The following is a 22315-nucleotide window of genomic DNA, read 5'->3' as shown; positions in this document are numbered from 1 at the left end:
GTCGGTGACCGCTCCCACAATGCGATGGTCTCTTGCCTCGCCGGACGGTGTGGGAGCGGTCACCGACCGCGAACGCCGCTGTGTCCGCCACGACGGTCCGCTCGCCAACCGCGAACAGGGCTCACGGCTTCATCGCGCTGCCGCAGACGCGGAAGCCGAGGCCCGGGCACAGCAGGAACAGGATGGCGGCCAGCTTGAAGCCCGTCATGCCGACCACCGAGAGCCGCCAGAGCGCGTCTGTGGACACCCCGAGCAGCGAGGCCGCCCAGGGCAGCCATGTGTCGCGGACGCCCAGGTACATCATCGCGGTCCAGATCAGCATCAGCAACCAGGCGAAGAGGGCGGCGACGAGCAGCGAGTTCCCCAGCATGATGAGTTTGTGGCGCAGGAGGGTGCGATGCACCCTCACCTGCAGCCGGGCTTTGGTCTCCAGCGCCTGCAGATCAGCATCCGTGTGTTCCATCGGCCTGACCTCCTGACGAACAGTGTGGTCACTCCGGGTAGGCGCCCAGCGCCTGCTGCCAGCGGCGCACGGTCGCCGCCCGGTCGGCTTCTTTGGGCCAGACGACGGGCCGGCCCCGTGCGTCGCCGATGATGCCGACAACGCCGCCGGTGACGGGCACAGTGGCGCTGCGGCCCCGTCCCTGCCCCAGATCAAAGCCACGCACGGCCTCGATGGTCAACATGCCCTGCACACCCTCGGGCAGCGGCAGCAGGCCCATCCCGCCGCACGGCACGGTCAACTGGCCGGAATGCTCCCCGGCGTCCAGCGTCAGCTTCAGGCACTCCGCCCCCGGCTTGCCCTGCCCCACCGGGGCGACGCACAGGCCGAGGTGAATGAGGCAGTCCTTCTCGAAGACCTGCCGGGCCGCTTCGGGCAGCACGTTGGCCAGCACGCCCAGTTGGGGCATCATGAAGATGCTGTCCACGGCCAGGCGCGTGAGGCCCTCGGGCAAGAAGGCGTCCACCATCATCATGGCAGCCTGCGCCCGGCGCGGCGTGTGGGACAACACCCCGCCCGAGCCCACCAGCAAGTCCAGGTCCATCATGTTGATGAAAGTCTCGCCGGTGACTTCGGTCGAGAAGGCCTCCGAGATGTCACGCTCGCGCTGCACGCCCTTGAGGCCGGTCGCCAGCAGGCGGTGTTGGTCGAAGGCCAGCCGCAGCGCCTCGCGCGCCACGGCCTGCTCTACCTTGAGCCCCTCCATCTGCTGGGGGATCGTCGTGGGGCGGATCATCTTGTTGCGGATGGACTGCCCCAGCGCCTCCGGGTCATGCTCGGCCGTGAGCCACCGCATGATGTTGGCAGCCCCGGCTTCAGCAAGGACGTTCGAGATGGAGTAACTCATTCCCAGATTGGCGCTGACAGTGCGGTTGAAGCGCCCGCCGAAGACGGAGAACACGTCAGTGGTGGCCCCGCCGATGTCCACGCCGACGATGTTGATGCCCTCGGCCTCGGCGATGGTCTGCATGATGTTGCCGACGGCCGCCGGGGTGGGCATGATGTCGGCATCGGTCCACGGCACCAGGTTGGCGTAGCCGGGGGCCTGGGCCATGACGTGGTGCAGGAAGAGGTCCTGTATCTCCCCGCGCGTGGGCGGCAGGTTCTCGCGTTCAGGCGTGGGGCGCAGGTTGTCCACCTGCGACAGCGCCGTGACGGGGCCGAGTATCTTCTCGATGGCCTCGCGATTGTCCATGTTGCCGGCGTAGATGACCGGGAGCTTGTACTTGGCGCCCAGCCGGGCCTCGGGGTTGGCGGCGGCGACGATCTCGGCCATCTCCACGACCCGCCGCTGCTCTCCGCCGTCCACGCCGCCGGAGATGAGCACCATGTCGGGCCGCAACTGCCGCAGGCGCTCGATGCGCTCATGGGGCAGCCGTCCGTCGTCGAGCGCCAGGACATCCATGACAATAGCCCCGGCGCCCAGGGCCGCCCGCTCGGCGCTCTCGGCCGTCATCCGCCGCACGAGCCCGACGACGACAATCTGCAGCCCCCCGCCGGCAGAGCTGGTGGACAGGTACAGGTCGGTGCCGTCGCCGTGGGCCGTAGGACCGCCAGCATCCTGCTGGCCGGTTCTGGCCCGGCGGCGTATGCCTCGCCCCTCGACCAGCTTCCGCCCGGACAGTTCCTCGACTTCCGCTACCGCATTGAGCACGCCCACGGTGACGTCCTCAAAGGGCGCTTCCACGGTCGTGGGCGCCTCGCCACGCACCGCCAGGCGGTACTCATCGCCACGCTTCTCGATGAGAATGGCCTTGGTCGTCGTGGAGCCACAGTCCGTGGCGAGTATGATCTCCGGTTCGTTCATGTCGTTGCCGTAGGAGCGCCAGCATCCTGCTGGCCCGTCGTTGCCGTTACTGGGACCGCGGGCTTCCAGCCCGCAGGCCGTTCGCCATCTCGATGGGGTCAGCCCCCTGCGGGACCTTCCGTCCCTTCGGGGACAGACCCCGTCTCTTCGCCTTCCTCCGCCGCCTCAAGCTGTTGCAGGAGCCACTCGACGTTCTCACGCTCTTCTAGCGCGGCGGCGAAGACCGCATAGTCCTGCCCGCCGATGAGCACCTGCACCAGCGGCTTGAGCATCACCAGCGCCTGCGAGGCGATGTACGACAGCGGCATCATGCTTTCGAGGGTGAAGATGGCGGGAGCGGTCAGCCGCCGCCTGGCCAACTCGCGGGCCACCTTCGTCAGCACCTCACGTTGACGCTCGCGGTCGTAGATGTCGTCGGACTGGGGCAGACCATCCTCAACCAAGGGCCATCCCCTACTTCACCGGCACATGCCGCGCCACGAAGGCCAGCACCTCGTCATGGTTCCCCGCGAGCCTGAGCGTGACGCTGCGCCGCCGGGCTGACCAGCGCGCCGCATCGGTCAGGGGGCTCAGGATGACCCGGTCTCCCAGGTCGAGCGCGACCCGGAAGGCCTCCCACGCGCGCTGCGCGGTTCCGCCGCCGCCGCGTGACCAGACCCCTTCGCCATCGAGCCGATAGGCTGTGGCATAGAAATGGGGCGCCAGAGCCATGTGCAGCACAACCAGCGTGATGAAGCCAAACCACGTGCTGTTGAAGACCAGAATGGACACCGCCGCAAGGCCCAGGCAGAACACCACCACCGCCACCGACAACCCCGGCCGCTGCGCCGCCGGCCACACGGTCCATTCCAGCCTCTCCCCCGCCTCACCGTCGCCTGGCTGATCCGTTGCCATGCTATACGTTTCCTTCCTTGCAGGTGGAATCCTCCTCGCCGCAACAGGAATGCCTCGCCCCGCCGTGGAAACACCCGGTGCCGCCGTCGTTGCCGCTACCCTTGACCCTCAACCCTACACCCTTGACCCTGGAGTACTCCATGCAACCGACCATTGCCGCGTACAACTTCTGCGACCAGGACTACCCGGCGTTTCTGCGCCACACTGCCGACGCCGGCTTCAGGTTCGTCGGCGTCGGCTTCTTCAAGGGCTATCTGGACCTGGACCTGCTGACGCTGACCGAGGCGGACCGGCAAGCGTTCAACCGGCAACTGGCCGACCACGGGCTGGCGCTGATCGCCGTCTTCGCCGGCGGGGCGAACCTGCTGGCCGAGGGCGGGCTGGAGGACGCGCTGCAGCGCCTCGAGAACGCCGCGAGCCTCGGCGTCGGCGTGATGGACATGGGCAGCTTCGGGTACGCGGACAAGACGCCCGAGCAGATCGCGGCCGACGGGAAGCTGTTTGTGGAGCGCGTGCGGAAGCTGGGCGACCGCGCCGGGCAGCTTGGGATGACGGTGTGCCTGGAGACCCACGGGGGCTTCACCGGCGACACCGACAGTTGCTTGCACGCCATGTCCGCGATCGGCCACCCCCACGTGAAGCTGGCGTACGACCCGGCCAACTTCCACTTCTACGAGGGCAAGGACCCCGCCGACCGGCTGGAGCAGATGTCCCCCCTCATCGGTCACACGCACCTGAAGGACCACCGCGGCGCGAAGGGCAATGCGGACTTCCCGCTCATCGGCGAGGGCCAGACCAACTACGACCTGATTCTGCCGACGCTGTGGCGTTGCGGCTATCGCGGCCCGTATACACTCGAACGTGCCCCTGGCGAAGACGAGCCGGCCCGCGCCCAGGCGCTGAAGACGGCGTTCCAGCGGCTGAGCCGGTGGCTGCCGGGGGACTGAGGGGGAGAGGGTACGGCGTACGGCGTCCTCACCCCTACCCCTCTCCCTCGCTCCGCTGCGCTGCGCTCCGGAGAGGGGAAGGTCGTGCGACCACGTTGTGGCTCTGAAGACACGAAGGGGTGCCACAAGGGGCGCGCTTCTGTCGGAGGTCTCAGTATGCTCCGTGCCACCGTGCTGACGCTCTGCTGCCTGACACTCTCGCTCGCCCGGAGTGACGACATGAAGACCGTCCTCGACCCGGTCTCCCGCCAGTTCGAGATCAGCTACCGCGTGCCCGTCGGTGTGCCGGAGGTGATCGTGGCCCGGTGCACCTGGACGCCGGCCGGGCAGGACCAGTGGCGCCCGGCCCGCGTCGTCCCGCTGATGTCGCCAACCGCGACCCGCCTGCTCCCCGAGGAGCCCAGGGGCGAGTGGGGCCAGTGGATGCAGGGCGTGGTGCGCGAGCTGCGCGCCGCCGGACTATGGCGCACCCTCGTCTTCAACCCCTACCCCGAGGCGCAGACCGAGGGACGGGTCAGTGTGCGCTTCCGGGTGCGGGTGGAGACGGTCGAGGGGCAGTCCCTCGCCACGTACGAGGCCCCGCTGCAGGCCGACAACTCCGATGTCGTGTACGTTGAGGACTGGTCGCAGGTGCTCCAGCAGGACCAGATCGCCCAGGGCGCGACGCTGGCGGAGGGCAAGTGGACCTACCGCACGGGCCTGCCGGACAAGGAGGGCATGACCCGGGGCGATGAGCTGTACGCGCGGCCGACCGGGCAGACGCCGCTGCCGGACCTGACCTACCCCCTGGACCTACGCGGCAGCTACGCCATCTACATCGTCAGCCGCGCCCGCTATGGCGTGCAGATGCGACTTAGCGGCGACGAACGGTGCGACGTGCTCGGGTCGCGGCACCCCGGGCAGGAGATGCTGTGGCGGTGGGCGCACATGGACGGCCAGCACCTCATCGTCCGCCAGACGCAGAGCTACAACGGCTATGGCACCGCGCAGGTGGACTATGTCAAGCTCGTGCCCCTGTCGGCCGCGCAGGCCCAGGCCCTCGACGCCCCCTTCCCCAAGCGCCGCGACAAGACCGTGGCCGGCTACTTCGAGCCGTACTCGTGGGCGTTCCACGAGCGCATCACCAGCACCGTCCAGCACCGCGAGCCGCTCGCGGCGTTCGCCGAGGCCGGCATCCAGATCGTGGACTGCCAGATGGGCCGCTTCGGAGCCAAGGCCAACTACGAGACGCGGCTCACGGACCAGCTCACCGGGGGGACGTACGGCGACCCGATCGGCAACATCTCGCGCCCGACCACGGACAATGTCGGGCTCATGCAGCAGTACACCAACACCTGCGCGACCGAGATGCGCTATGCGCGGGAGCTGGGCATGACGCCCCATGCCAACTTCGGGGCGACCAACTGCTATCCGAACTCGCCGCTGGAGGGGCGGGTCAGCCGTGAGCACCCGGAGTGGCGGCGCGGCCACGCCCTGCGGTATGAGGTCCCCGAGGTCCAGGAGCACGTCCTGGCCATGTACCGCGAGGTGTTGCAGATCGGCGCCCCGGGCCTCTCGATTGACTACTGCCGCTACCCCGAGGGCATAGACAAGCCCGAGACGTGCAACCAGTTCATGCGCAAGCTGCGGAAGCTGGCCGACGAGTTCGCCGCCCAGCGCAAGCAGCCGGTCCCCGTGCTCGTCCGCTTCCCCGCCCATGGCGTCCGCCTCTGCGACAACTTCGACTACCGCACCTGGGTCAAAGAGAAGCTGGTGGACTTCCTGTGCCCCAGCAACATCCAGGGGCGGCACATGCACTTCGACATCAAGCCCTACCTGCAAGTCACCCGGGGGACATCGGTCAAGCTGCTGCCGGTCGTGGATGGACTGAGCTGGGGGCTGGCCTTCCCCGGGCCCTTCCTGTGGCGCGTGCAGCAGCTCTACGAGGCCGGGGTGGACGGCATCTACGTCTACCAGGCCGATGGCCGCATCCTGGGCCGACCTGAGGACCGGCGCACCATCGCTCTGCTAGGCAGTGCGGTCGCGGTGCGCAAGTTCTGGGAGCGCGAGCGCAAGCTCAACTCACGCTACGCCAAGGGCATCTATCTGGGGCCGTACAACCAGGAGCCGGGCTACCACGGTTGGGAGCGGCTGCGGGTGTGGACCGAGGGCGTGGAGCCGGGGCCGATGGAGTTCCTCCTCGACGGCAAGCTCGTGCACAGGTGCGACGGCCCGCCTTACCTGCTGGGGACCGAGGAGTACACCTCGGACGGCATCCTACCCACCGGCAAGCACACGCTGGTGATCCGGGCCAGGGATGGCGAGGGCTGGCTGGAGCGCAGCTTCGAGATCGTCGGGGGGTGATGGCGGGCCGCCTGCGGGTCTGCCCTACACCGGTCCGCCGGAGCATTCCCGCTGGCAGGCGGCGATGGCGGCCTCCATGTTGGCCTCCGGGGTGCCGCGGCCAGGGTAGAGCTGCACCCGCCAGCAGCCACAGTGCGCGAACTCCCGGATGCGCTCGTCAATCTGCGCGGGCGTCATCTCCAGCATCTCCTGCGGCGTAAGCTGCGTCCAGAACTTCTCCCCCATGATCTCCTGCATCTCCTGCAGTGTCAGCAGCACGCAGCCCGCGCCGTGGAAGTCGGTGATGGCGAGTTCGTCACGCGCGATGCGCAGATGCTCGGCCCGCAGCAACTCGCTGTGCATGAACCGCGCCTGGTTGTCCTTGTACAGGCGCTGGTAGCAAGGCACCGCGAACTGCCGGTACATGGCGGGCGAGAGCAGCCCGGAGAAGTCGTCGCCGGTGTAGCTGAAGGCCCGGTATTCGGCTCCGGCCAGCTCCGCGCCGAAGCGCGCGACCGCCTCCTCGGCCTCGATGACCCTGTCCAGCACCCGCCAGGCGTTCTGCGGGTCCTCCAACATCCCCGCCAGCACGGCGTTGCCGGTGATCTCCATGGCGGAGCTGATGACCGAGCCCCCGGCCCCGCCGAAGCCCACCTTGTATCCCCGTGACTGGTAGTACTGCCAGAACTCGTAGCGCCGCGCCATGGCCCCCGTCGTGCGCGGGTCACCGAACGCGAGCTTGTCGGCGTCGGCCACGTCAGTGATCGGGGGGCGAGTCGTGTCGAGATATGGTATCTCGTCGGCAGCCTCGGGCTCGATGATGGGCATGCCGAAGAGCGACGAGAACGCGCCGCCGACGCTGTCCACGCCCACACCCATGAAGCGCCCGACGCCCCAGCGCTGCTCCGCGACCTCCTTCGCCTTGAGCTGGGCTTCGAGCATCACGGCCGGTGAGCCGTAGTAGTCCTTGTACGTCACGCCTGCGTACTCGGTGTAGGTGACATTGCAGAACGCGATGTGCCACTTGGGGTCCATGGTCGGTGGGGCTCCTGGGCGATGTTGGAGCGCGGTTCTCCATACGGCTTGCGGGCCTGGAGGCCCGCGCTCCGGACGGCAACGGCTTGCGGGCTGGAAAGCCCGCGGTCCAACGGCTACGGCAACTGCGCGGCGGCACGGCGCAGATCGAAGGGCACGAAGCGGCGGTCGTACGCGGGGACGATCTGCGGCCCCGGCGAGGCGTTGGCGACCCAGAGCTTCAGCGCCGTCACATCGTACGCGATGGCGTGCAGATTGCCCGTGCCCAGTTCGCGCATGATGTCACGGGTGCCGGTGCGATGGTCCATCTGGCCCCACTGGCCCTGCAGGGCATCGTGCACGCGCCGGTTCCACTTGCCGTTGCGCTCCCAGCCCATGGACCAGTACACGACCTCGTCCAGGCGCTCGCCGGGGTAGTCGGCAGGGCTGTAGACCTCACAGAAGTCCCTCGCGGTGCGCAGGGCGCGGGCCGAGGGGATCTTGCCGTCACCCACGCAGTACAGGTACGAACTGGTCCGGTGTGCGCGGCGGATGATGCGCACGCCCTCGTCGAGCGTGCGGGCGTTCTCCAACACATCGCGCAGTACGAACGGCATGGGCTCCCCCGCCAGCGTCTCGTGGTCGGCGCCGAAGTTCTCGCCGATCTCGCTGACGGCGATATGGCTGGCGTTCATCCCCGACACACACCCCAAGAAGCCCAGCCAGCCGATGTTGACGAAGACCTGCCCGCTATCGGTGCGCTCGACGATCAGCGCCGGGAACTGCTGCAGGCCGGCCTCGGTCGCGTAGTCCAGGGCCCGGATCTGCTGCAGGTGCCCATCGTGCGTGGCCTTGCCCCAGGCAGCGAAGAACGTGCAGTGGAACTCGGAGAGGTCAGGGATGGCGTGGGCCCAGCGGACGTAGCGCAGACTCACACCGGCCCCATCGGCCAGCCCGCGCATCTCGTCCTGGTAGCGCCTGGGCACGAAGGGCGCCATCTGCTGCCAGGCCTCATCGAGCTTCTCGGGGGTGCAGTGCAGCGCGAGGCAGGCCCCGAGCGCCAGGCGCTCGATGAGCTGCTTGACCTGCGTGGCGCAGAGCTGGCCATGGGCGAGGCCGCGCTCGTACGGGGTGCCCCACAGATACAGCACGGTGATGGAATTCGGGGGATCGCCGAGGGTCTCCATGCGCCCGTGGATGGCGGGCGCGGCCTGGGCGAGGCCCCAGGCGAGGAGCAGAACGAGGCCTGTGGCGAAGCGGCGCAGGTGGATCATGTGTGCTCCTGTGAGTGGGGAATCGCGGGCCTGCGCGCGTGGGGACACGCGCGCCCACGCGACCCCCGCCGTCCCGATTCCCAGATCCCGTCTCCCGCCCCCCTACGTATTCGCCACCATCCACTCCAACACCCGCTCGCCCTCCTCGGGGCTTCCCACGCCGATCTGGTAGTACATGCCCTCGGGGCGAAGCTCCTTCATGTAGACCTTGAGTTCCTCAGGATTCGTGCTCAGCCACAGGCCCTTGCCCGCCGCCTGGATGCGCTTGAACAGGTCCAGCCACTCGATGTTGGGCTTGTTGCGCGCGCCGCAGACCCACTGGATCACCTGGATGCCTGGGATGGCCAGGATGTCGTCGAGATGCACAAGGCACTCGGGGCCGTCGTAGTGGTAGCTGCAGGCGTCCAGGTACGAGGACTCGTCCTCCAGCGCCGGGATGACGTACTTGCGGCTTTGCTCGGGGCCGATGAGGGCCAGGAAGTCGCACTGGATGGTGTTGGTGCGGCCGGGATGGTACAGCGGCACCCACCCCTGCGTGCCCGAGCGGTGCATCTGCCCGGCCTGGTAGAGGCTCTCATACACGAACGGGAACAGGCCACGCACCTGCCACATGGCCTTCTCGATCAGGTACGGGTGGTCGTAGAAGTCCATGCAGAGCCGCGCCGGGGTGCGAATGGCCGAGAGCGCGTCGGCGTTGCTGTGCAGGTCCAGGTGCGCCACCAGCATCTTGCCGGCGGCGGCCTCGCCCAGCTTCGTGACGAACTCCACCATGCGCCGCCACCACTTGCCCTCGGTCTCGATGTGCAGAGGGAACGCGGCTTCCCAGTCCTCGACGAACTCCACCACCCAGCTTGTGCCCTCGCCGCTGTCGGACCAGCGCAAGTCGGCGCCCATCCAGGCGGCGAACATGTCCGGGCCGAAGCTGGGGGTGTAGGCCGGCATGGCCTCCCCCCCATACCACGTGCACGCGGTGTTGTGGACGACGCGCGCCACGATGGGGTCGAGGTCCTCGCGCGCGCCCTCCATGTAGCAGCCGCCGGGCAGGGGCTGGGCCCCCGGCAGCGGCGCGGTGATCCCGCAGGCGGGGCGGTCAATGATCTCGCCCTGCCAGAACGCCATCATCCGGCTGACGGCCTCGTCGAAGTTGGGCTTGTAGGCCAGGGGCTGGGGAGTGAAGGTCATGGAGGGCTCCTGTCGGAGTGGCGGGATTCGGGATTCGGGATCCGGGAAGCCGGCTGCCGGGGTGTTTCAACGGGGGAGCAGGGCAATCCTGCCTGGGCGGGGAAGCGGGCGGCAAACTGTGTGAGGTGCAGGGCCATGACCGGCTGGACCGTGACGGTGTGCCTGGCGCTACTGGTCGGAGCGCTGGTCTGGGCTGAGCCGCTGGATCAGACCAGGCTCGTGGCCGAGTACAAGGCGGCCGATCTGGCCTACAAGGACGGCAAGGGGCTGTCGGAGAGCGCTGACTCGGGCTCGCTGGGCTGGGGCGAGGCGTCGTACCTGCGCAACTACTCGCGCATGTGGCTCGTCACCCGTGACCCCTACTGGCTGGGCAAGATCGAGGACCACTTCACCCGGATCATGGCCAACGCGACCGACCCGGACGGCGACGGCTTCCAAGGCTGGCAGACGGCCACGTACTCGGGCGCGGTCTACTGGTGTCTGCCGCTGCACAACCGCGGCGCGGCGACCATCGAGCCCGGGTTCTTCAAGGAGACGGGCAAGCTGAACACAGAGGTCACCGGCCACGTCTACGTTCTCAGCTTCGACGGGCCGGCCGTCTTCAGCATCCAGGACCAGACGACCCGCAAGGCCCTGGCCGACAAGCAGCCCTACAAGCCCGGAGCGGTCATCACGGCCATTCCCGGGTGTAAGGTGAAGATCAGCGGCGAGGCCGCCGTGGGCGACCGCTTCATGGTGCGCACGATGCAGCCGGAGCCCACAGAGTTCACCGTCCACGAGGGCATGATCGCCTACCCGGTCGCGATCTTCATCGAGGCTGTGAAGCAGGATGCGAAGCTGCAGGAGCGCTTCGGCGCCAGCGCGGACAGGTTCCTGGCCTTCATCAACCAGCACATGCTGCGCAAGCATGAGGCGGACTGGTTGGAGTGGGAACTCCCCGGCAACGGCGTCCTACCCCCTACCCCCTCCCTGAAGGGAAGGGGAACGGCAGGGGCGTGGCGGTTCCGGGACCTCATCACCGACCGCTTCCCGAACCGGATCATGCCCCACAACCAGTACCTGGCGCTGGCGCGGGCCTTCCTGGTGCTCAAGGACGTGCCCGGCGCCGACCCGCTCATGGGGCAGCGGGCCGAGCAGATGGCGCGGTTCTTCCGCGCGTCGCTGATCGAGCAGGACGCAGCCTTCACTTGGCGCTACTGGGACTGGGTGGAGAACGGCCAGCCGGACCACTCCGGCTTCGAGGACACCAGCCACGGAACGATTGACGTCGGCTTCGCCATTGAGGCCGCCACGCGCGGTCTCGTGTTCACCGACGCCGACATGAAGCGCTTCGCCCGCACCATGCTGGACCTGATGTGGAATCAGTCTGAGGAGGACCCGAAGCTGGGGCCCAACTGCGCCACGCGGGGAGACAAGTTCGGCTTCGTCCTCGGCGACTGGCTGGACCTGTGCCGGTGGGAGCCGAGGATCTACGCCCTGGCGCTCAAGACGTACGCGGCCAAGATGTCGCCGAGCTCGGCACCCCTGATGCTGCACGCCGAGAAGCTGTGCGGGACGGCGAGCCAGAAGTAGGGCCATGTCGGGCACGGTCAGCGGGGCTGACCGTGGCACCCCCATAGCCGACAACAAACAGGGGACGGCCGCCGGCCGTCCCCTGTCGCTTCTCTGGCACCTGGTGGCGTCCTGGCCGACTACATCATGCTGACGGGCTTGACGTTCATGAAGCCGGTCGAGCCGGTCTCGCCAGAGGCGTAGTTCCACTGCCACGGCCCCACCGAACACGTCGAAGTGCGGTACCACTTCCCGTGTCCGTCCACCGCGACCAGGTTCACGCCCTCATTGTGGATGGCAGAGGTGCTGTAGCCCCAGCGGTCCCAGGCGACCGGCGTGCGCGAGGGCTCCGGGATCGTGCCCAGGGACACGCCGGCGAGGCGGTTGTTGCCGTCCCCCGCGTTCCACATGTAGGAACTCTCATCGTTGTAGGTTGAGTAGGGGGTGCCGTGCCAGTAGGTCCCGCTCGGGCACGTCCAGACCTGGTCGTTCTTGATGTAGGGCTGGACGATGCGGTGCAGGAAGATCGGGTAGCTCGGGATGCGGCCGCTGCCGCCCTCGGCGATGTAGGCATGCCAGGGCGTGTACTGGGCCGCATGCGGGAACTTCTCGTCGTAGTCCTGCACGTACTGGATGACGGCCAGCCCGATCTGCTTGAGGTTGGACAGGCAGGAGCTTTGCCTGGCCTTCTCACGGGCCTTGGCGAACACCGGGAAGAGAATCGCTGCCAGAATCGCGATAATGGCAATGACAACCAGCAACTCGATAAGCGTGAAGCCACGTCTCGACATAGGACCACTTCCTCTCCAGGCATCGTTGTGAGGCGTAGTAATATACTATTCGACGTCGTCGCCGCCATCACCTCCTCGTGTTCCGGGAGAGGAGCTCGGCGGGCCCCGGCGCCCCCGGCAATAGCCCTTGGCAAGGCCGCGGGAAATGGTGTATTGTTACCAGCGGTCTGCATACCAGCCTCGGCGCGCATCCGGGAGTGAGTTGTTGTGCCTCAGGTAGTCTGTCTTGGCATTCTCGTCGCGGACGTGTACGGCAAACCTGTGGATGAGTGGCCGGAGCGGGGGCGGCTATCCACCGTGGATGAGATGGGCATGGGCCTGGGCGGCTGTGCCGCCAACACCGGCCAGTGCCTCATCAAGCTGGGTGTGGACACGGCCATCATGGGCAAGGTCGGCAACGACGGCTTCGGCCGCTTCTGCACCGACACGCTCCGGAGCGCGGGCGCCGACACCAGCGGGATCGTCGTGGACAGTGCCCCCGGCACCTCGGCCACCATGGTGATGATCGACTCCTCGGGCGAGCGGACATTCCTGCACTACCCCGGGGCCAATGGCCGCCTGCGCACGGATGAGTTGGACTTCGGCGTCATCACCAACTGCCGCATCTTCCACTGCGCCGGGGCCCTCGTAATGGGCGACTTCGATGGCGAGCCCATGGCCGAGTGCCTGCGCCGGGCCAGAGAGGCCGGCGTGACGACGGCGCTCGACACCGTCTACAACGACAAGAGCGGCTGGATCAGCAAGCTGGAGCCGTGTCTGCGACACACCGACGTCTTCCTGCCCTCGCTGGCCGAGGCGCAGAAGTTGACCGGCGCCCAGCAGCCCGAAGTCGTGGCCGAGAGGCTGCTCTCCTACGGCCTGAAGACCGTCGGGATCAAGATGGGCGAGCATGGCAGCTATGTCCGCACCGCCGACCGGGAGCTGCACGTCCCGGCCTACCAAGTGGACGTGCTGGACGGCACCGGGGCGGGCGATGCGTTCGTGGCAGGCTTCCTGCGAGGCATGCTGGAGGACTGGGACCTGGAGCGCACCGCCAAGTTCGGCAATGCGGTCGGCGGGCTGTGCACCACCGGCATCGGCACGACGGCCGGGGTGCTCGACTTCGAGGGCACTCTGGCCTTCCTGGCCAAACAGGAGCCGGACTACTGGCGGACGTGAGACCGAGACTGGCGCCAGGGGGGCGAGGCGCCGGCGGCGCCCCGCCAGTGTGGAAGGAAGGAACTCGATGGCAGAGGACAAGCAGGACATCAGGGATCGAGTGCAGGAGGTGCTGGACACCGTCCGGCCCTCGCTGCAGGCTGACGGCGGCGATGTGGAGTTGGTGAACGTGAAGAACGGCGCCGTGCTCCTGCGCTTGCAGGGCCACTGCCGCGGCTGCCCCATGTCACAGATGACGCTCGCGATGGTCATTGAGCGGACGCTGAAGGAGCAGATCCCCGAGGTGGAGCGCGTTGTGGCCGTAGACTGACGGCTTCCATTCTACGATCCGGGTGATCCCGCGGTGCAAGCAGGAAGACTCATCGCCATCTCGGATGTCCATCTGGATACGTGGCGTGAGGGGGATCCGGATTCCTACCCCGACAAGAGCCGGGCCTTCCTCGACTTCCTGACCTGGGTGCGCGAAGGCAGCGGCGCCGAGCACTTTGCCATCGTGGGCGATCTGTTCGACGTGCCGCAGACTGATCACTCACCCATTCTGCCGCGCTACCGCGACGTGCTGCTGCACCTGTGGGCCATTATCCAGTCGGGGATCCGCCTGCACTGGGTGGTGGGCAACCACGACGCAGGCCTGGTGGGGCTCGATGTCGCCATGCCACGCCCGCCCCTGGACCTGGTCTACCCGGGCGTCACGGTGGACTGCGGGGGCCTGCAGGTGCGGCTGGAGCACGGGCACCTGATGGACGCGTGGCTGTGGGCGTACCTGCAGTACAAGACCTCGCGGGTGGAGGCCGTGCCGCCGGACAGGGCCATGGCCCCCTTCACGAAGGGCTGTCAGGTGCATACGCCCCCCCTGCCGGCCATGACGTTCATCTATGACACGATCTACGACGCCATGCAGTGGCGCCCCATCGAGGTGGGGTTCACGACCGCGGAGAAGCTGCTGGGGCTGCGCGTCATGAGCCAGCATCTGGACGACACCTTCGCCGATGTCTCCGACGCCGGTGAACTGCCGAGCCAGCACGAGGCCATCCTGTCGGAGCTGGCTCGCGAGGGGGTCAGTGTCGAGCAGCTCAAGGAAGGCCGCGACATACCCGAGAGCCTGGCCGAGCTGTTCTGGCCGGTCGGGGAGCGGTACTACTCGACCCTCCCCTGGCGCCGGGCCGCCCAGTGCCGCATGCGGACGCTCCGCGCGGAGGCTGAGAACGTCTCGGCGCTCATCATGGGCCACATCCACCACGCCGACGAGTTCCACTGGGAGCAGGACGGGACGCCGTGCGTCTACGCCAACTGCGGCACGTGGAGCACCACCCAGGGCAGTTTCGTGTGTGTGGACGCCGGTGAGGTCAAAGCCTACCGGCGCCGGTGGAGCGACCCGCTGCCGGCGCTGTAGAGAGAGGGTACTGGTCGCGGGGATGTGGGAGCGATCACCGACCGCGACGCTGCAGCACGGAACACGTGGGAGCGGTCGCCGACCGCGACCCCGCCATGCGGAAATGTGGGAGCGGTCACCGACCGCGACCGTTGAGGATAGGTGAGAAGGCATGAAATTCTTCGTAGACACCGCCAACGTAGACCAGATCCGCGAGGTGGACTCGTGGGGCATCCTCGATGGCGTGACCACCAACCCCACCCTGGTCAGCAGGGAGGGCGTAGATTTCGAGACGCGCATCAAGGAGATCTGCGAGATCGTCCACCCGCGCCCGGTCAGCGCCGAGGTCGTATCGGTCGAGGCCGATGGGATCATCCGGGAAGCCCGCGACCTGGTGAAGTGGGCCGACAATGTCGTCGTGAAGATCCCGTTCATCAAGGAGGGAATGAAGGCCCTGCACGTGGTCGCCCAGGAGGGCATCCGCGTGAACTGCACGCTGATCTTCACGGCCGGGGCAGGCCTGATCGCCGCCAAGGCCGGCGCGGCCTACATCTCCCCCTTCGTCGGGCGGCTCGACGACATCAGCCATGACGGCATGGAGCTGGTACGCCAACTCGTGCCGATCATGCAGAACTACCTGTTCGACACCGAGATCATCGTGGCGAGCGTCCGCACCCCGGCGCATGTCGTTGAGTCCGCCATGCTGGGCGCCGACATCGCCACCGTGCCCTTCGACGTGATGGACAAGCTGTTCAACCACCCGCTGCGGGATAAGGGCCTGGCCAGCTTCCTGGCCGACTGGGCGAAGTTCCAGGAAGGACTCAAGCAGCAGTAGCGGGGCACCGGTCGTCTGACCCCACCCATGCGAACGACACAGGGCAGGCACGTAGCCTGCCCTGTGTGCTGTGCCCCCGGCCGGGGTCACGAGGCGTGGCGGAAGAGGCGCTGGCTCTCGCTGTCCGGCTCCCCACCCGCGTGTTCCCGCATGAGTTCGGCTACCTGCGCCTCATCCCACTGCATCGCTCGCTCGTAGGGCGTCTCCCCGTTGACGTCCCTCAGGTAGGGGTCGGCGCCGTGCTGCAGCAACACGCGCGCCGCCTCGAGTTGCCCGTGCCGGGCCGCCCAGTGGAGCGGGCGGTAGCCCAGGTAGTCCAGCGCGTCGGCGGAGCGCCCCTCGTCCAGCAGCCGGCGCAACTCCCCCAACTCCCCCAACTCGCCCACCGCTGCCGCCGTATGGACGGTGTGCCGCGCGCCACGCCGCGCCAGCAGGCGCGCTGTCTCCGCGTGGCCGTAGCAGGCCGCATACTCCAGCGGACGCACGCCTCGGTAGTTCGGGGCGTCCACCTCCGCGCCGCTGTCCAGCAGCAGCCGGACCACGTCGTCATGCCCGTACGCCGCGGCCTGGTGCAGGGCCGTCCAGCCGTCCTGGTTGCGGGCACGCAGTCGCGCCCGGAGACGCGCACCCCGCAGCCATCCCCCCCGCTGCAACAGGCGGCGCGCCAGCCGGGTGTTCCCTTGCTCGGCGGCGACGAACAGCGCCTGGTCACGCTGCGCTCTGGTCATCCACATCGCTCTGCTCCCCGTCGGGCACCCTTGTGCGGCGGTGTTCCCGGTATGGTCTTCGGGAGTGCGGGGGATGGTCTCAAGCATACGCGGTCAACAGGCCGTCAACGCACGGTGACATGGTGTAGCGTGGCGATCGTCGCGGTGGCGCGACGGCACCGGTGGCAGGAGGAGGGGGGAGGTAGGGCGAAATCATGTATAGTGTTGGCTATGCCGAACGCGATGGAGCCTGTGCTCCGTACGTCACACAATGCCATGAGGAGAGAATATGCGCAAGGGCTTTACACTCATCGAGTTGTTGGTCGTGATCGCCATCATCGCGATCCTCGCCGCGATACTGTTTCCCGTGTTCGCCAAGGCCCGCGAGAAGGCACGACAGAGCAGTTGTCTGTCCAACGTGAAGCAGATCATCCTCGCCGGAATGTCGTATGCCCAGGACTATGACGAGACGATGTTCCCGAGCTGCTGCGGCTTCCCGCCCGACGATGCGAGCATCAAAGGCGTGGTGTACCCCTACCACTGGGGCGCCTACGGCTGCTCGCTGATCCTGTGGCCCGACCTGCTCTATCCCTACGTCAAGAACGCGCAGGTGTTCCGCTGTCCCAGCGCCCAGACGCTGTGGACCGGCTACGGCTACAACTACTACTACCTGGGCGCGAACCCCTCGGGCGCTTCCATCACATATGTGGCGCCGCTGGGGCAGATCGCCTCGCCGTCAGAGACCGTGGCCGTCGTGGACTGCGACAACTACCTGTCCTATGCCCCCACGATCTACGGGTCCACCTGGATCCCCGGCAACCAGTACTTCGACCACAACTACGCCGGCTGCCGCCACAACGAGGGCGCCAACATCGGCTTCTGCGACGGTCACGCCAAGTGGATGAAGGGCCAGAACTACATGCTCCAGAACAGCCTCTGGGACCGCAACTAGCGTACCGATAGTCGAGGTCTCCACCGCGAGGCGCCCCGTGCATGGGTCGCCTCGCGGCTTGCTGTCGGGCCGGAGGAGGAACGCTGGCCGCGACGGGCGAACAGTCCCTCATCTCAGGACGGGGGACTTCGCCTCATGCTTGCCCGTGTTCATTCCGCGGCCATTCTCGGCGTTGACGCGTACGAGGTACAGGTCGAGGTAGACATCACCCGGGGGACGGGGGCCTTCAACATCGTCGGCCTCCCCGACGCCGCCATCCGCGAGAGCCGCGACCGTACTGCCGCCGCCATCCGCAACTCCGGCTTTGAGTTCCCTCTCGAACGGATCACCATCAACCTCGCGCCGGCCGATGTCCGCAAGGAGGGGCCGGCGTTCGACCTCCCCATCGCGCTGGGCATTCTGCTGGCCAGCGGCCAGATCGCCATTGACGACCTCGACCAGTCGGTCGTCGTGGGCGAGTTGTCGCTGGACGGCGCAGTGCGGTCGATCTCCGGCGCCCTGCCGGTGGCGCTCGGCGCCAGGACATGGGGCAAGAAGAACGCCGTCGTCCCCTCGGCCAACGGCCTGGAAGCCGCCGTCGTCACGGACTTCGAGGTCTACGCCGCGGAGACGCTCTATGACTGCGTGTGCCTGATGGAACAGGGCTTCATGGCCGAGCCGGTTACGGTGCCCGACGAGGACCTCGACCTGACGGTGAGCCCGTACGGGATTGACTTCAGCGACGTAAAGGGCCAGGAGCATGTGAAGCGGGCGCTCGAGGTCGCGGCGGCGGGCGGACACAATGTGCTGATGATCGGCCCCCCCGGCTCGGGCAAGACGATGCTGGCCCGCCGCATGCCCGGCATCCTGCCCCCGATGGACCTGTCCGAAGCCCTGGAAGTGACCAAGCTGTACAGCGTGGCCGGCCTGATGGGCGAGAAGTCATCACTCGTGCGCCAGCGACCCTTCCGCGCGCCGCACCATACCGTCAGCACCCCCGGCCTCGTCGGGGGGGGCAGCATCCCCCGGCCCGGCGAGATCAGCCTCGCCCACAACGGCGTGCTGTTCCTCGATGAGCTGCCCGAGTTCTCCGCGCAGGCGCTGGAGGTGCTGCGGCAGCCGCTGGAGGACGGGCAGGTGACCATCGCCCGCGCCCAGAGCACCCTCTCCTTCCCCGCCAGCTTCCAGTTGGTCGCCGCGATGAACCCCTGCCCGTGCGGCTACCGCACCGACCCCGTGCGCCAGTGTGCCTGTGCCGCCGGGCAGATCCAGCGCTACCTCAAGCGCATCAGCGGCCCGCTCCAGGACCGCATAGACATCCACATCGAGGTCCCGCGCCTGGTGCCTGAAGAGGTGATGTCGCGGCAGACCGGCGAGACCTCCGCGGCGGTGCAACAGCGGGTCGTGGCGGCCCGCGAGCGCCAGCGCGAACGCTTCCGCGAGGCCCCCTTCCACAGCAACGCCGGGATGAACGCCAAGGCCCTGCGCAAGTTCTGTCCCCTGAGCGCCGAGGTGGAGTCACTGCTGCGCACGGCCATTGACCAGTTCGGGCTCTCCGCCCGGGCCTTCGACCGGATCATCAAGCTCTCCCGCACCATCGCGGACCTCGAGGGCGAGGCGGACATCCAGGTCCACCACGCGGCCGAGGCCGTGCAGTATCGCAGCCTGGACCGGAAGTTCTGGAGTTGAGGCGATGACGCTGCATCGGGCTGTGAGGAAGGCATGGTCGCTGTGTCTGGCGACCGAGATCAGCTTGCGGCTAGGGCGCAAGCGCCGCGAGGACCTCGCTTTCGTCGAGGCGGCGCACCAACGCGTCCTGCGGCGGCCGATTGACCCGGACATGCAGGACCGTCTGCTGGGCCTGCTGGAGGAGGGGCGACCGCGGCGCATCGTCGTCGAGGCCCTGTTGCTGCAGTTGTTCGTCGAGCGGCTCCACGCCCTGCGCTCGCGGGCGGTGACACAGTTGCCGCCGGCCGAGGTGCTGGTGGACCTGGGCGGCGCCAGCCCCGTGCATCCCGGCGGAGTGCTCATGAGCATGGGCTACCCACATACGCCCGCGGCTATCACCATCGTGGACCTGCCCCCGACGACGGACCATGCGCCGATCGAGGAACGGGGGTGGGGCCACACGAAGGTGCGCTGCCTGTACCGCTCGATGGTTGATCTGTCCCCCATCCCGGACGAGAGCGTAGACGGGGTGTGGGCGGGGCAGAGTCTGGAGCATGTGACGCTGGCGGAGGCCCGGCAGACGGTGCGCGAGGTGCTACGGGTACTCAAGCCCGGTGGGTGGTTCTGCCTGGACACACCGAACCGCGACCTCACCCGCCGGCAGTCGCCCCGCGCGTGGATCCACCCGCAGCACCAGATGGAGTACACCCCGGCGCAACTACGGGAGCTGCTGACCGACGCCGGCCTTGAACTCGTGTGTATGCGCGGGCTTGCCCTCATGCCCTGGACACAACGCACCGGTCTCTTCTGGCCGGGAGAGATCCGGCCCGACGCGCCAGGAAGTGACAGCCCGTCCGGCTGCTACATCATCTTCGCCACCACCCGCAAGCCCGCTGCGACCGAGACTAACACCTAGCCGCGCAGGAGCGTGAACGCCATGTCCGCTGACGACGTGTACGGCCATAGTGGATGGTGACGATGACGATGAGAGTGAGGACGACGATGACGTCCTCGGGCTAGAGCTGGATGAGGAGGACGCGGCGGCCGAAGAGGGGGCTGGCGCAGCCGAGGCTGATGCCGCAGAGGCGGAAGCAGAAGCGGAGGCCGACGCCGCGGCGCGCCCGAGGGGCAGCCTGCTACGGCGCCGCACTGACAATCCGTCGGCCGGCGGAGAAGAACCCGGCCCTGGAATGACACTAACCATCCGACGCTTACTCATCCCCCAAGGAGGCGCAGACACTATGCGACGACTGGCTGTGTGCCTGATCGGTCTGGCCGTGGTCGCGGCCGCGGCGACGGCCACCGACCTGCCGCTATCACGAGTCGAGCTGTTCACCAGCGGGGTCGGCTACTTCGAGCGCGTCGGCCCGGTGGACGGCTCGACCTCGGTCGAGCTATCGTTCCGCACCGAGCAGATCAACGACATCCTCAAGTCACTCGTCGTGCAGGACCTGGGCGGCGGCAGCATCGCCCCGGTGACGTACGCTCCCCAGGAGCCACTGGAACGGACCCTCAGCTCCTTCGCCGTCAACATCGCCGACAACCCCTCGCTGCGGCAACTGTGGGACCGCCTGCGGGGCACACCGGTGCGGCTGACGGTCCGCGGCATGACTGTGGAGGGCACCGCCGTCGGCAGCGAGGCCCGACAGAAGCGTGTGGAGGACGCTACCTTCACGGTCGAGGTCCTCAACCTGCTGACCCACAAGGGCCTCATGCAGTTTGCCGTGGGCGAGGTCAGCGCGATCAAGCTGCTGGACCCGAAGCTGGATGCCGACCTGCAGAAGGCCCTGGCGGCCATTGACCGGTCCCGCGACACCGACCGGCGGCCTGTCACGCTGTCCTTCAAGGGCCAGGGGCGGCGCACCGTCAGTGTGGGCTATCTGCTGGAGACCCCGGTGTGGAAGACCACCTATCGGCTGGTCAACGACAGGGACGGTCTGTTCCTGCAGGGCTGGGCGCTCGTGGAGAACACCACCGACGACGACTGGACCAACGTCGGCCTGTCACTGATCTCCGGGCGTCCGGTGAGCTTCACCCAGGACCTCTACCAGCCCCTCTACATGCCCCGCCAGCGCGTGCCCGTGCAGGTCGCGGCGGCGGCGCGCCCGCGCGTCTATGAGGGCGCCATGGAGGCCAAGGACGAGGTAGCGGACATGACGGATCGCGTGAGCACCGCCACGGGCGCGGGCATGGGAGGGGCACGAGCGCGGGCGGCCAAGCCCGTCGCCGCGGCCGGCGCTGGCATGCCCGGCATGCCCGGCGGCATGGCCCTGCCGTCCCCGGCCCCCACCACTGCCGCGGTGACGATTGGTTACGCGCAGAACGCCCCGGAGGCCATGGCGCAGGGCGGCAAGGTCGGCACCCTCTTCCAGTATGCCATCAACCAGCCTGTGACCATCCCCCGGCAGCGCTCGGCGATGATCCCGATCATCAACCAGAAGATCGAGGGTGAGAAGGTGTCGGTCTACAACCCGGCCGCCGATGCGCGCCGGCCGATGAACGGGATCCGGCTCAAGAACACGTCGAAGCTCCACCTGATGGGCGGCCCCATCACCGTCTTTGACGGCAACGCCTACGGCGGCGATGCGCTCATTGAGGACGTGCCGCCCGGCGACGAGCGCCTGCTCACCTACGCCATGGACCTGGCGGTCGAGGTGGAGCCGCGGTCCGACCCGCAGCCGGATCGGCTCCTGGCGGGCAAGATCGTCCATGGCGTCATGACCCTGACCTGGAAGAACCGGACGGAGATGACCTACACGGTCAAGAACAGCGCCGACGAGAAGCGCACCGTGCTGATCGAGCATCCGCTCCGCTCCGGCTGGGACCTCATCGAGCCCAAGCAGGCCGAGGAGCGCACGCGTACCGTCTATCGCTTCCGCGTGGTCGTCGAGCCCGGGCAGACGGCGAAGCTGCTGGTGGTCGAGGAAGCGCCGCGCGTGCAGGAGATTGCGCTACTCAACGACACTCGGGCTCCCCGCATGTTCGTGTCGCAGCAGGGCATGACCGACAAGCTCAAGGCCGCGCTGCAGAAGCTCATCAAGCTCCAGGACGAACTGGCCGCGCTCGCCGCGCAGCGCGCCGAGCGCGAGACGCGCATCAAGGAGATCGAGCAAGAGCAGGAACGCATCCGCAACAACATGAAGGAGCTGGACCGGGGCAGCGAGCTGTACCGGCAGTATGTGGCCAAGCTCACAGCCCAGGAGACGGAGTTCGAAAGGCTCCGCACCGAGACGAAGGAACTGCGCGGCAAGGAGACGGCGAAGCAGCAGGAGATCGCCAGCTTCATCATCGCGCTGAATATCGAGTAGACGAGGGTTGGGGTCTGTCCCCGGACGGACGGCGCCAGCCGGCCCGTGGGGG

The 22315-nt window shown here is 67.8% G+C and carries 20 protein-coding genes; 11 read left to right on the top strand and 9 right to left on the bottom strand.

Going from position 1 to position 22315, the window contains the following annotated elements; translation table 11 throughout:
* Positions 1-121: 121 nt before the first annotated feature.
* The 4 genes from LLH23_00570 to LLH23_00555 form a co-directional block, all read right to left on the bottom strand.
* A complete protein-coding gene (locus LLH23_00570; protein ID MCE5236968.1) occupies positions 122-463 on the bottom strand; it encodes a hypothetical protein in 342 nt (113 codons plus the stop codon).
* 28 nt (positions 464-491) lie between these two features.
* Entirely contained in the window at positions 492-2309 is a 1818-nt protein-coding gene (locus tag LLH23_00565) for a glutamate mutase L (protein ID MCE5236967.1), read from the bottom strand.
* A 98-nt stretch (positions 2310-2407) separates the two neighbouring features.
* Positions 2408-2752, bottom strand: a complete 345-nt coding sequence (locus LLH23_00560) for a hypothetical protein (protein MCE5236966.1) — start codon at positions 2750-2752, stop codon at positions 2408-2410.
* Positions 2753-2762: 10 nt separating this feature from the next.
* Positions 2763-3203: a hypothetical protein gene (locus LLH23_00555; protein MCE5236965.1), complete on the bottom strand. Its 441-nt coding sequence runs from the start codon at positions 3201-3203 to the stop codon at positions 2763-2765.
* A 140-nt stretch (positions 3204-3343) separates the two neighbouring features.
* Between LLH23_00555 and LLH23_00550 the strand changes: the two genes are divergently transcribed.
* Together LLH23_00550 and LLH23_00545 are read left to right on the top strand one after the other, a co-directional pair.
* Positions 3344-4150, top strand: coding sequence for a sugar phosphate isomerase/epimerase (locus LLH23_00550; GenBank protein MCE5236964.1), 807 nt, complete (start codon positions 3344-3346; stop codon positions 4148-4150).
* A gap of 156 nt (positions 4151-4306) precedes the next feature.
* Positions 4307-6493 carry a hypothetical protein gene (locus tag LLH23_00545; GenBank protein MCE5236963.1) on the top strand — a complete coding sequence of 729 codons (2187 nt, stop codon included), beginning with the start codon at positions 4307-4309 and terminating at the stop codon, positions 6491-6493.
* A gap of 24 nt (positions 6494-6517) precedes the next feature.
* On the opposite strand, the gene LLH23_00540 is transcribed toward LLH23_00545, so the two are convergent.
* The 3 genes from LLH23_00540 to LLH23_00530 all read right to left on the bottom strand — a co-directional run bounded on the left by LLH23_00540 (position 6518) and on the right by LLH23_00530 (position 9942).
* Positions 6518-7507 (bottom strand): hypothetical protein, encoded by a 990-nt coding sequence (locus tag LLH23_00540; GenBank protein ID MCE5236962.1) that lies wholly within the window; start codon positions 7505-7507, stop codon positions 6518-6520.
* Positions 7508-7623: 116 nt separating this feature from the next.
* Positions 7624-8760, bottom strand: coding sequence for a C45 family autoproteolytic acyltransferase/hydrolase (locus LLH23_00535; GenBank protein ID MCE5236961.1), 1137 nt, complete (start codon positions 8758-8760; stop codon positions 7624-7626).
* A gap of 102 nt (positions 8761-8862) precedes the next feature.
* Positions 8863-9942, bottom strand: a complete 1080-nt coding sequence (locus tag LLH23_00530; GenBank protein MCE5236960.1) for a hypothetical protein — start codon at positions 9940-9942, stop codon at positions 8863-8865.
* Positions 9943-10077: 135 nt separating this feature from the next.
* Between LLH23_00530 and LLH23_00525 the strand changes: the two genes are divergently transcribed.
* A complete protein-coding gene (locus tag LLH23_00525) occupies positions 10078-11514 on the top strand; it encodes a hypothetical protein (protein ID MCE5236959.1) in 1437 nt (478 codons plus the stop codon).
* Between the two features lie 119 nt (positions 11515-11633).
* Here LLH23_00525 and LLH23_00520 read toward each other — a convergent pair whose 3' ends face one another.
* Positions 11634-12284, bottom strand: coding sequence for a DUF1559 domain-containing protein (locus LLH23_00520; GenBank protein MCE5236958.1), 651 nt, complete (start codon positions 12282-12284; stop codon positions 11634-11636).
* Between the two features lie 207 nt (positions 12285-12491).
* Between LLH23_00520 and LLH23_00515 the strand changes: the two genes are divergently transcribed.
* The 4 genes from LLH23_00515 to fsa all read left to right on the top strand — a co-directional run bounded on the left by LLH23_00515 (position 12492) and on the right by fsa (position 15649).
* The gene (locus LLH23_00515; protein MCE5236957.1) at positions 12492-13442 is read left to right on the top strand and encodes a sugar kinase; all 951 of its coding nucleotides are present in this window, start codon (positions 12492-12494) and stop codon (positions 13440-13442) included.
* 67 nt (positions 13443-13509) lie between these two features.
* Entirely contained in the window at positions 13510-13752 is a 243-nt protein-coding gene (locus LLH23_00510) for a NifU family protein (protein ID MCE5236956.1), read from the top strand.
* Between the two features lie 33 nt (positions 13753-13785).
* The gene (locus LLH23_00505) at positions 13786-14835 is read left to right on the top strand and encodes a metallophosphoesterase (GenBank protein MCE5236955.1); all 1050 of its coding nucleotides are present in this window, start codon (positions 13786-13788) and stop codon (positions 14833-14835) included.
* 151 nt (positions 14836-14986) lie between these two features.
* On the top strand, positions 14987-15649 hold the full coding sequence (gene fsa, locus LLH23_00500) for a fructose-6-phosphate aldolase (protein ID MCE5236954.1): 663 nt from the start codon (positions 14987-14989) through the stop codon (positions 15647-15649).
* A gap of 86 nt (positions 15650-15735) precedes the next feature.
* Here the strand turns inward: fsa and LLH23_00495 are convergent, their stop codons facing one another.
* Positions 15736-16383, bottom strand: coding sequence for an ankyrin repeat domain-containing protein (locus tag LLH23_00495; GenBank protein MCE5236953.1), 648 nt, complete (start codon positions 16381-16383; stop codon positions 15736-15738).
* Positions 16384-16645: 262 nt separating this feature from the next.
* Between LLH23_00495 and LLH23_00490 the strand changes: the two genes are divergently transcribed.
* The 4 genes from LLH23_00490 to LLH23_00475 all read left to right on the top strand — a co-directional run bounded on the left by LLH23_00490 (position 16646) and on the right by LLH23_00475 (position 22263).
* Positions 16646-17308 carry a DUF1559 domain-containing protein gene (locus LLH23_00490; GenBank protein MCE5236952.1) on the top strand — a complete coding sequence of 221 codons (663 nt, stop codon included), beginning with the start codon at positions 16646-16648 and terminating at the stop codon, positions 17306-17308.
* Positions 17309-17443: 135 nt separating this feature from the next.
* Positions 17444-18976 carry a YifB family Mg chelatase-like AAA ATPase gene (locus LLH23_00485; protein MCE5236951.1) on the top strand — a complete coding sequence of 511 codons (1533 nt, stop codon included), beginning with the start codon at positions 17444-17446 and terminating at the stop codon, positions 18974-18976.
* A 4-nt stretch (positions 18977-18980) separates the two neighbouring features.
* Positions 18981-19871, top strand: coding sequence for a class I SAM-dependent methyltransferase (locus tag LLH23_00480; GenBank protein ID MCE5236950.1), 891 nt, complete (start codon positions 18981-18983; stop codon positions 19869-19871).
* 325 nt (positions 19872-20196) lie between these two features.
* Positions 20197-22263, top strand: coding sequence for a hypothetical protein (locus LLH23_00475; GenBank protein ID MCE5236949.1), 2067 nt, complete (start codon positions 20197-20199; stop codon positions 22261-22263).
* The last annotated feature ends 52 nt before the right edge of the window (positions 22264-22315 follow it).

The organism is bacterium (assembly GCA_021372615.1).
Taxonomy (GTDB): domain Bacteria; phylum Armatimonadota; class Zipacnadia; order Zipacnadales; family UBA11051; genus JAJFUB01.
This window is presented reverse-complemented; position numbering and strand designations above follow the sequence as displayed.